Source organism: Streptomyces cyslabdanicus (assembly GCF_052663305.1).
The window spans coordinates 120,756-129,817 of sequence record NZ_JBQRUW010000039.1; the positions used below are offsets into that span (position 1 = coordinate 120,756).

Annotated in this window: 8 protein-coding genes and 5 pseudogenes; 5 read left to right on the plus strand and 8 right to left on the minus strand. The window is 68.3% G+C overall.

Features of this window, described 5'->3' with window-relative positions; genetic code table 11:
- Window positions 1-6: 6 nt before the first annotated feature.
- Window positions 7-1,548 (minus strand): site-specific integrase, encoded by a 1,542-nt coding sequence (locus ACTYVM_RS23105; protein ID WP_445527774.1) that lies wholly within the window; start codon window positions 1,546-1,548, stop codon window positions 7-9.
- Between the two features lie 43 nt (window positions 1,549-1,591).
- Here ACTYVM_RS23105 and ACTYVM_RS23110 point away from each other — a divergent pair.
- Window positions 1,592-1,690, plus strand: a pseudogene (locus tag ACTYVM_RS23110) (M15 family metallopeptidase); the annotation flags it as partial.
- A gap of 27 nt (window positions 1,691-1,717) precedes the next feature.
- Here ACTYVM_RS23110 and ACTYVM_RS23115 read toward each other — a convergent pair.
- Window positions 1,718-1,813, minus strand: a pseudogene (locus tag ACTYVM_RS23115) (integrase); the annotation flags it as partial.
- Between the two features lie 329 nt (window positions 1,814-2,142).
- On the opposite strand from ACTYVM_RS23115, the gene ACTYVM_RS23120 reads away from it, so the two are divergent.
- Complete coding sequence (locus tag ACTYVM_RS23120; protein ID WP_445527784.1) at window positions 2,143-2,766, plus strand: maleylpyruvate isomerase N-terminal domain-containing protein; 624 nt, start codon at window positions 2,143-2,145, stop codon at window positions 2,764-2,766.
- 63 nt (window positions 2,767-2,829) lie between these two features.
- Here ACTYVM_RS23120 and ACTYVM_RS23125 read toward each other — a convergent pair.
- Both ACTYVM_RS23125 and ACTYVM_RS23130 read right to left on the minus strand, forming a co-directional pair.
- Window positions 2,830-3,153 (minus strand): annotated as a pseudogene (locus tag ACTYVM_RS23125) (recombinase family protein); the annotation flags it as partial.
- 124 nt (window positions 3,154-3,277) lie between these two features.
- Window positions 3,278-3,514, minus strand: a pseudogene (locus ACTYVM_RS23130) (hypothetical protein); the annotation flags it as partial.
- A gap of 60 nt (window positions 3,515-3,574) precedes the next feature.
- Here ACTYVM_RS23130 and ACTYVM_RS23135 point away from each other — a divergent pair.
- Together ACTYVM_RS23135 and ACTYVM_RS23140 are read left to right on the plus strand one after the other, a co-directional pair.
- Window positions 3,575-3,955 (plus strand): pentapeptide repeat-containing protein, encoded by a 381-nt coding sequence (locus ACTYVM_RS23135; RefSeq protein ID WP_445527775.1) that lies wholly within the window; start codon window positions 3,575-3,577, stop codon window positions 3,953-3,955.
- A gap of 38 nt (window positions 3,956-3,993) precedes the next feature.
- Window positions 3,994-4,176: a hypothetical protein gene (locus ACTYVM_RS23140; protein WP_445527776.1), complete on the plus strand. Its 183-nt coding sequence runs from the start codon at window positions 3,994-3,996 to the stop codon at window positions 4,174-4,176.
- Between the two features lie 20 nt (window positions 4,177-4,196).
- Here ACTYVM_RS23140 and ACTYVM_RS23145 read toward each other — a convergent pair whose 3' ends face one another.
- Together ACTYVM_RS23145 and ACTYVM_RS23150 are read right to left on the minus strand one after the other, a co-directional pair.
- Window positions 4,197-5,090, minus strand: a complete 894-nt coding sequence (locus ACTYVM_RS23145; protein ID WP_445527777.1) for an RNA polymerase sigma-70 factor — start codon at window positions 5,088-5,090, stop codon at window positions 4,197-4,199.
- A gap of 58 nt (window positions 5,091-5,148) precedes the next feature.
- The gene (locus ACTYVM_RS23150) at window positions 5,149-6,093 is read right to left on the minus strand and encodes an NAD-dependent epimerase/dehydratase family protein (RefSeq protein ID WP_445527778.1); all 945 of its coding nucleotides are present in this window, start codon (window positions 6,091-6,093) and stop codon (window positions 5,149-5,151) included.
- Window positions 6,094-6,239: 146 nt separating this feature from the next.
- Between ACTYVM_RS23150 and ACTYVM_RS23155 the strand changes: the two genes are divergently transcribed.
- Complete coding sequence (locus tag ACTYVM_RS23155; RefSeq protein ID WP_445527779.1) at window positions 6,240-6,401, plus strand: hypothetical protein; 162 nt, start codon at window positions 6,240-6,242, stop codon at window positions 6,399-6,401.
- A 67-nt stretch (window positions 6,402-6,468) separates the two neighbouring features.
- Here ACTYVM_RS23155 and ACTYVM_RS23160 read toward each other — a convergent pair.
- Window positions 6,469-7,472, minus strand: a pseudogene (locus tag ACTYVM_RS23160) (IS5 family transposase).
- 253 nt (window positions 7,473-7,725) lie between these two features.
- The gene (locus ACTYVM_RS23165; protein WP_445525936.1) at window positions 7,726-8,979 is read right to left on the minus strand and encodes an IS701 family transposase; all 1,254 of its coding nucleotides are present in this window, start codon (window positions 8,977-8,979) and stop codon (window positions 7,726-7,728) included.
- Window positions 8,980-9,062 lie beyond the last annotated feature (83 nt).

Here is a 9,062-nt window from a genome sequence, read left to right on the forward strand (position 1 = left end):
GGCGGCTCATCGGCCGGCTGCCGGCAGCCGGTCGACGATGACGTCGATGTCCTGGATCCCAGCCGACTCCTTCGCGAGCCGTGCGAACACGCCGTCGATGTCCTCGACCTTGCGGTCGGGTTCGTCTGCCTCGGCCGTCGCCAGGATCGACTCCAGCTGCAGGTGCGCGACGGGAGCCAGGTAATGGCGCTTGGTCGTCTCGACGTCCGCGTGCCCGAGGAGGGTCTTGACCAGCCACCAGGGATCGCCGAACAGCATCGCGAAATCCCGGCGATCCGCCGCGGTCAATCCGAAGCGGGCCTCTATCAGCTGGTTCAGCACGATGAGCATGTAGAGCGCGAAGGAGTGACGCGTGGAGTGCGGGGTCGCGTACGGAGTCAGGCCCCGGACCTCTGCGGCTCGGAGGTTCCTGCTCATCTCCCGCTCGGCGGGGGACAACAGCACCCCTTCGCAGCGCAGGTTCGCCGTGGTGAATACCGTGTTCCAACGGTCAGGAAGCATCGGCAAGCCCTGCTCGGTCAGCCACAGCCACGCGGGTTCCGGGCCCTCCGGGCCCTCAAGGAACAGCCACTGCCGTTCCCGCCAGCCCAGATGGGTCAAGTACTGACGGCCCTCGACACCATTTCGGTCCACCCAGAAGACTCTCGGTGCCCGGCCGCGGGTCACCTTCGTGACCAGGCGCATCTGCTCAACCCGCTCGTAACGGCCCATCTGCTGAGCGCGCTTTACCGCCCAAGCGCGCTCCGACTGTACGTAGGTCTCGACCTGCCCAAGGGCGTCCAGCGAGGTGTAGAAGGTACGGCCGTTCTTCGACCGGGTCACGGCCCCGGCGAGCTGGCCGTGCTGGTAGCGCCCGTGCTGCAACCGCTGAGCGGGCAGCTCGAACGTCAACAGCGACCCGCCTTCCTGCCGTCGAAGCCCCGAGCTCAAGGTGAACTGGACGAATGAGGTGTTACGGGCCTCGGTCCGCGCATCCCATCCCCAAGTCGGCACCCCGTCGCGGCCGTGACCGCGCAGGCCGACGTCTGACCACAAGCTCCACGTACGTGGTGTCAGCCACGACACCCGGGCGCTGACCGAGTCAGCCGCACGGTCCCCCCGCCGGGACGCGTCCACCGGCCTCGGGCTCACCCTCGCCCACTTGAACAGGCGGGTGAAGGCGGCGGCCTCACGGTTCCATTTCGACCCGCTGATTCGCTCGGGATTCTGCGGAGCATCACAGCGCCAGGTCCTGTAGTTCAGCAGATCCTGCTCGGAGGCCCGGTGCCAGTCGATCCCGCGCGATGACAGGAAGGTGAGGAGGATCCGAATGTCCGTGGCGTAGTTTCGCTTCGTCTCGCGGGCAAGGAAGCGGAAGTGCTTCGAGAGAACGAAATCCAGCAGGTCGGAGTCGATGGTGAAATCTGGAGCGATGAAGACAGGGTCACCCGGCATCAAGCCGATCCGCTCGACCGCCGTCGGAAGGTCCTCGACCCCCAACACTCCCGCTTCAGGAAGCGTCCCCCACCGGCCCGGGTCGGGCACCCACACCACATGCCACTCACTCACACTCGCCCCTTCCCTGATGCTTGAACACATCTAATCATCAGGGAAGTGGTGGCACTGGTCGTTCGGGGACCGCTACTGGGCCTTGATCACAGGAGAGGCCGCTGCCCTCTACGGTCCGAAAGAGATGGGCCCATGCAGCTGACCGACCCGACCTTGCCGAACTGACCGGTCACACGACGGCGGGACGCCCACCCCAGCGGATGCCTTTCTTGCTGCGAACGCGAACGCGTTCGCGTCGTTGGGCGGCCAGCACGTCGGGGTGGCGGGGGCCAGTGATCCGATGACCTGCTTGGATGACCAAGTGGCCCCTGACATCCTCTTCCCTCGCGTCTTCTGCGGCCCGAACGGCGACCACGGCAATGTTCTGGGCGTAGTACGCGACGGCCGCGCCTTCCCCGACGAGAAGTCCAGACAGGCTCTCGCCCGGAAACTGGGGTATAAGCGGACGGGTCTGCGTCGTGGAGAATCCCTTGTGCTGAGCTGGGGGCATGACCAACAGCCGCCTGGTCGAGGCCAGTTGATAACGTCACCAGCGTGAATCAAGATCGTGTGCTCGAAGCATTTCGTCAGGAATCCGCAGCGCTTAGCGATGCAGTGTCAGGGCTGACTGAGACCGAGTGGAACCTCCCGACGCGCTGCGCCCCCTGGACTGTACGCGACCTGCTCGGGCACGTGTGCGTGGTGATCGATTGGCTTCCGGGCATGCTGGACGCGCCAGCACCGGGTGACGCCAAGATTTCCGCGGCGGACTATTACCGCCCGGACGACCGCTTTTCACCACAAACTAACGGTGCCCGGATCGCTCTGGCGCAGAACCGGGCGGCAGAGCCGGCTGATGGTGCCGCCTTCACCGAGGATTTCACCGCAACCTGGCGGCGAGTCGACCGGCTGTGCCGGGTCCAACCGGTCAGCCGTACCGTGCGGACGCGTCATGGTGACGCCATGCTCTTGTCGGAGTTTCTCCTCACCCGAGTTGTTGAAGTCGCCGTCCACGGTCTTGACCTGGCTGATGCACGCGGACGCGAGCCCTGGCTGACCTCGTCGGCCGGTGACGCTGTGATGGAGCTGCTTCTCGGCGCAGAGCAGATGGCGGCCGCTGACAAATTGGGTTGGAGCCAGCCGCATTTCCTGCGCAAAGCTACCGGCCGCGAGCCGTTGGACGAATCGGAGGCCGCGCAGATCGAACAGCTCGGCATCCGATGGCTCGCCCTGGGGTGACACCTGCGCTCCGCTGTTGGTGCCGATGACGATGAGTTCGCGGATGAACTCCGCCAGGGCGGAGAAGACGTGGAAGACGAGTCGGCCGCCGGGGGTGGTGGTGTCCAGGTTCTCGTGCAGTGAGGTGAAGCCGATGCCGCGCTTGCGCAGTTCGGCGACCATGTTGATGAGGTCCTGGAGGCTGCGGCCGTAGCGGTCGAGCGAGGGGACCACGAGGGTGTCGATGGGGTCGAGGAAGACGTGGCACGCCTTCAGTTCGGGGCGGAGCGCGTTCTTGCCGGACTTCTTGTCCGCGAAGATCTTCCGGCACCCGGCGGCGGTGAGCGCGTCGAGCTGTCGTTCGAGCTTCTGGCCGCCGGTTGAGACCCGGGCGTATCCGATCTTGATTTCGGTGCGGACGAGCGGCTCCCAGCAAGATCAATCTCACCGGGATTTCCTGTACCTCAACTACTCACACCCGGACTCCGGCATCGCGGTGGAGCAGCGGCGCCTGTTCGAGGCGACCTGCATGCACGCGGCCTCCGCCGGCACAGGCCACGTGCTCGCTTCGCCGCGGCGCCAGCCGAAGCACACCGTCCGTGTCGACCACGAAGGTGAACGGTTCGGCCAGCTCCGCCGCCGATCGCCCAGCAATCCAGCCGCCGAACTCTGCCGCCGAGCTGATCCGGCACCCGCCGCTGCCAGGCCGGACTGCTGTCTTCAGCTCGACCGGTCCGACGTATCGGTAACTCCGCCCCCGCGCACTCACTTGAGCCAACCTAGAGCACTTCCGACACACGCCCTAGACCCACCATGGAGCTGCCACGCCATGAGCCAATCCCCGCCTCCCGTACCCGGGGCGCCTTCCTGGCCGTACTGCGCACACGGCGCAGACCCTGCTACTGGCCCCGTCGGCTGCCGCGGCATCCACGTCCCCGGCCACACCGCATGCCTCGCCCACCTGGCCGACATCGACCGCGACGCCTACCTGGCCGACCTGACCCCCGGCACAGACATCGACCACCGCGGCACCACCTTCACCGAACCCCTTCTCGATGCCCTCCTCGACGCCCTTCGCGACCCCGCCACCGGACACCCCCGCCTCGGCAACGCCGGGTTCGACTCCGCGACCTTCCAGGACGCGGCCGGGTTCCACTCAGCGACCTTCGAGGGCCACGCCAGGTTCGACTCAGCGACATTCCGTGAGTAGACGGCCCGGGAGCCGTGGGGGGCGGTGGCGTCGCGGTCATGCTGAGTGCCGACGAGCCGCCGCTGAACGACCTGGAGCTGCCCGACGACGCCGTCGCCCGGCTCGACAAGGCGAGCGCGATCGAGCTCGGTTTCCCGATGGACTTCAACCTCGACACGACCAGCGACTTCGTGTCCGGGCCCGGTGGGCAGCGGACCGACGGCCGCCACGGACAGTACTGACACAGTGCGGCTCCCCTCGGTCACGGCCAGGGGGCCACGTGTGTGAGCTTGTCGGGGTTGAGGACGGCGAAGATGTTGTGGATCAGGCCGTCCTCGCGTACGTCGAACGCGACGAGCTGGCGGCTGCCGTCGACCTGGGTCCACACCGCCGGCGAGCCGTCGCCCACCGCGACCAGCCGCGTCTCGCCCAAGCCGTAGCGGGCGAGAAGGCCGGCCAGGAACGCCAGGACGTTCGCGCGCCCCTCGACCGGCCGCAGTGCGGCGCGGACCTTGCCGCCCCCGTCGTTCCAGGCCACCACGTCCTCGCTCAACAGGTCTGTCAGGGCGGCCAGATCACCGCGCTGTGCCGCATCGAGAAAGCGCCGCAACAGTTCACCGTGCGCGTCCGCGTCGAGGTGGAACCGTTCGCGGTCGGTGGCGAGGTGACGGGCCGCACGGCTGTGCAGCTGGCGGCAGTTCGCCAAGGTCACGCCGACGATCGAAGCGATCTCGCCGTACGGCAGGTCGAACGCCTCCCGCAGCACGAACACAGCACGCTCGGCCGGCGTCAGACGCTCCATCAAATGGAGGGTCGCGTACGCGAGCGAGTCCCGCAGCTCGACGGTATGCGCCGGCCCGAACGCATCGGAGGCGACAGGTTCGGGCAGCCACGGCCCGGTGTACGCCTCGCGTGTCACGCGCGCCGAGCGCAGCTGGTCCAGGGCCAGGCGCGAGACGACGGTGATGAGGAAGGCGCGCGGGACGCGGATCTCGGCGCGGTCCGCCGCGGCCCAGCGCAGATACGCCTCCTGCACCACGTCCTCGGCATCCCACATGCTGCCCATCAGCCGGTACGCGAGGCCGAGCAGCAGCGGCCGGTACTCCTCGAAGACGGCGTCCGGGGCCTCTGCGGCCGTGGGTGGCGTGGTGGTCATCGGCGGACCCTTCGTCGGGCTTCCCTGCAGTGGACGTAACGCGGAACGCTCAACCGCATCATGCCGCCTTGGCGGCCGTATCCGTCACAGGCAGGCCCTCGCGCCAAGAGGCGTACCGCGGCCGCCAGTTGAGCGCAAGGCGGGCCCTGGCATTGTCCGCGCCGCGCAGCTGGTTCATGAACGCGACACCCCAGCCGCCGACCGCGAGCCGGGCCAGGGCGGCCGGAGCGCGCTTGGGCGCGGGCGCGCCGAGCCCGGCGGCGAACTCCGGCAGCCACACGTGCAGCGGTGCCGGGTCGTCGTCGACGACGTTGAGGACGCCGCCGGCATCGCGGTCGAGTGCGGCGACGATCGCGGTGGCCGCGTCGTCGGCGTGCGTGAAGGAGAACACCGAGTGGCCGCCGCCGACCAGCGGCACCTTGCCCGCCCGGACCTGGGCGGTGAAGGCGCCGTCGGCGGCGTAAGCGGAACCGGGACCGTGCAGGTGCCCGAACCGCAGGACCGTGCCGCCCGCCTCGGCTGTCTGCTCCTCCAGAGAGTCCAGAGCGGCGAGCACCGGCGCGAACTGGCGGGGGGTCGCGTCGTGCCACAGCGGGTCGTTCTCGTTGGCGAGTCCGGCGCCCGGCTGATAGCCGTACGCGAGACCCTGGGCGACGATCCGCCCCGCGCCCGCCGCCCGGGCGGCCGCCAGCAGGTTGCGGGTGCCTTCGGTACGCAGCCGGTTGGTGAGGGCGAAGTCCCTGGCCAGGTGGCGCGGGTCGACGTCGGCGGGGATGGCGGTGAGCAGATTGACGACCGCGTCGGGCGCGGCCTGCTGTACCGCGGCGAGGAGTTGGTCGCGGTCGAGTGCGTCGGCGGCGACGACGCCCGCACCGACGGCTTCGAGCTCGGCGGTGCGCCGGGGGCCGCGGGCCAGGGCGACCACGTCGTGACCGACGGCGATGAGCAGGGGGACGAGACGGCTGCCGATGACGCCGCTCGCTCCGGCAACGAGAACACGCATGATGGCGGACTCCTGAGATGGTGGTCCTGCGGTCCGGCGTGGTGCCGGGCCGCGTGCTGACAGCCTCAGGACGGGCGCCCCCCCGACCCTGTGACGGCCGGCCCAAGTGATCTGGGTCACAGCGCAGTGCGGTGGCGCCCCACCCGATGGACCGGGCCCGCGATGCGCGGCACAGCCATGGCAAGACCGAGGGTCAGGCCCGGCGGGAGCTGACCATCTTCGCCGTGATCGCCCTGGCGGTCGTTGGCTTCGGCAGCAGCAACGGCACGGCCGCCGGCGCTGGGTCGGGCGAGCGGTTACGGGTGTGAGTATTTGAGGTACAGGAAATCCCGGTGAGATTGATCATGGTCGGCTAGGGCGTGTATTGAGTCATGATCAATCGGTGGTTCGGGTGAGGTCCTTGAGCCAGATCATTGAGGCGCGCAGGTGGAGGCCGGCGAGGTAGCTGTCCGGGGTTTTGTCGTACCGGGTGGCGATGCCTCGCCAGGCCTTCAGCTTGTTGATCAGGCGCTCGACGGTGTTCCGCTCCTTGTAGAGGTCCGCGTTGTGACTGATGGGCCGGCCGCCTCTGGAGCCCTTCTTCTTCCGGTTGGCGGCTTGGTCCTTCTTCTCTGGGATGACCGCCTTGATGCCGCGTTTTCGCAGGTGGGTGCGGTTACCGCGGGACGAGTAGGCCTTGTCCGCAGCGACGGCATCCGGCCTGGTGCGGGGGCGGCCGACAGGCCTGCGGACCCGTATCCGCCCCAGCACGGGGGCGAACTGCGGGCTGTCCGCGGCCTGTCCTGCGGTCAGCACGAACGCCAGCGGGCGGCAGTTCCGGTCGGCGGCCAGGTGGACCTTGCTGGTCTGCCCGCCCCTGGAGCGTCCGAGGAGAGCGGCCTTCAGCCGGAGTTTGCGCCGGCGCCGGATGCGCCGTCGCTCTTCCCGCTCGGGATCGTCTTCAACGTCCTGCCCGGTTTGTTCGTCGCAGCCGCCCCTTTTGACTTGGTCTTCTTCTCCTCAGTGGCAGCCTTCTCCAGGGCGGTGAGGACGTCTTCACCCAGGTGCATCCCGGCAGCGTCGTGATGTGCCCGGGCGGTGGTGGAGTCGATGCTGACCAAGGACAGATCCACCTCGCCCCGCTTCGCGGCTTCCGCGATCAGGCCTTCCAGCAGGGCCTCGAAGACGCCGGCGTCACGCCACTGCCGGAAGCGGTTGTGAACGGTCGACCAGGCGCCGAACTCCTGCGGCACCTCCCGCCACTGCCCGCCGGTCTTGAACCGCCAGATCACGCCCTCAAACTGCTGCCGCAGCCGCTTGGGGTACGGGCCATACTCGCCGATCGGCAGGTACGGTCCGATGAACTCCCACTCGAAATCCGTCAGTTGTACTCGCGTCATGCAAGAAGATCTACCGGACCAGGCCTCGCAGCGAAGGCGAATCCCGCAACTTGATCACGACTCAATACGCGCCCTAGTACTCCAGCAGGATTTTGCTGTCTGGCCTGGGGTTTCGCTGGGCGGCTGGAGTGTAGCGGGCCGCGGAGTGGTCAGGGGTGGCCTTCGGCAGGCCGCCCCTCGATCGTGCGACAGCGTCGCAGGTAGTGACAGCGGCGGGCGACCGCTTGGCGTCGTCGGCGCCAGTTCGACCAGCTCAGCGCGTGGTGTCGTCCTCGACGGCCACGAAGGTGCGGCGGTTGGGGACGACAAGCTGCCAGGAGTCGCCGAATCTCCGCCACTGTGAACTCGATTGCCCCGGCTGCCTCACCGGTGCCGCCCCCTTTTCCCGGACCTGGTGCGCCGTGGCGGCCAGGAAGGCGTGCGCGAGCATGGCCAGAGTGATGTGCCGGTACCAGCCCACGTAGCGACGGACCTCGTACTGGTCCAGGCCACACTCGTTCTTCGCGGCCTGGAAACACTCCTCGATCGCCCAGCGCGTCCCGGCGATCCGCACCAACTCCCGAACGGTGGTCTCCAAAGGAGCGTAAGCGAGGTAGTAGGCGATCTCATCGGGCTTGCTGATGCTGCGCCGGGCCAGCGCCCACCGCATCCGGTGGGGGACCTCGCCCTGGTAGTCGAACTCGGCAACCGCTGGCAGCCGCACTGCTGCCCAGTAATAAACACGCGGCCCCTTCGCACCGTCACCGCACGAGAGCTTCTCCCATGCTTCGGCCGGGGCCTGCGAGAACAGCCCGTCGATGCGGGGACAGCCCACGGTGAACTGGGACTTGGGCACGGCCAGCACGTAGCCGACGCCCGACTGTTCCAGCAGTCGCCGGAAGCGGCCCTCCTGACCGTAGGCGGCGTCCGCGGTGACCCAGGCGATGGGCAGCGGCGAGGCGAGGGACCGCAGCACGATGCGCCGGGCCAACTCGCCCTTGGTGGCGAATACTCGCTCGTCAGGGACTTTGGCCGCGCGGCAGCGTTCGCGGTCCTCGGTCCAGGTCTTGGGCAGGTAGAGCTCGCGGTCGACCAGGGCCCGGCCTCGGGTGGTGGCGTAGGCGGCGAAGACGCCGATCTGGCAGTTCTCGGTGCGGCCGGCAGTTCCGGAGTATTGGCGCTGAACCCCGGCGGAGGTGATGCCCTTCTTGATGAACCCGGTGTCGTCGATGATGAGGACCCCATCGGTCTCGCCGAGCTTGTCGGCGACGTATTCCTGCAGGTCGTCGCGGATATCGTCGGGGTTCCACTTCGCTCCGGCGAGCAAGTGCTGCAGACCGTCAGGGGTAGCGTGACCTGCCTGCTCGGCCAGTTGCCAGCTGTTCTTTCGGGCCACCGGGGCGAGCAGACCGCGTACGTAGTCACGCATGCGGCGGCGTAGTTCCACCCGGCCGAAGCGATGGCCGATGGTCACGAAGAGGTCGTCCAGTTCCAGGTCCCACTGCTCGGCAACACGCGCGGTGATCACGTGAGAAGGCTGCCCCGCACCCTGTCGCTACCTGCGGCACTGTCGCACGATCGAGGGGCGGCCTGCCGAAGGCCACCCCTGAC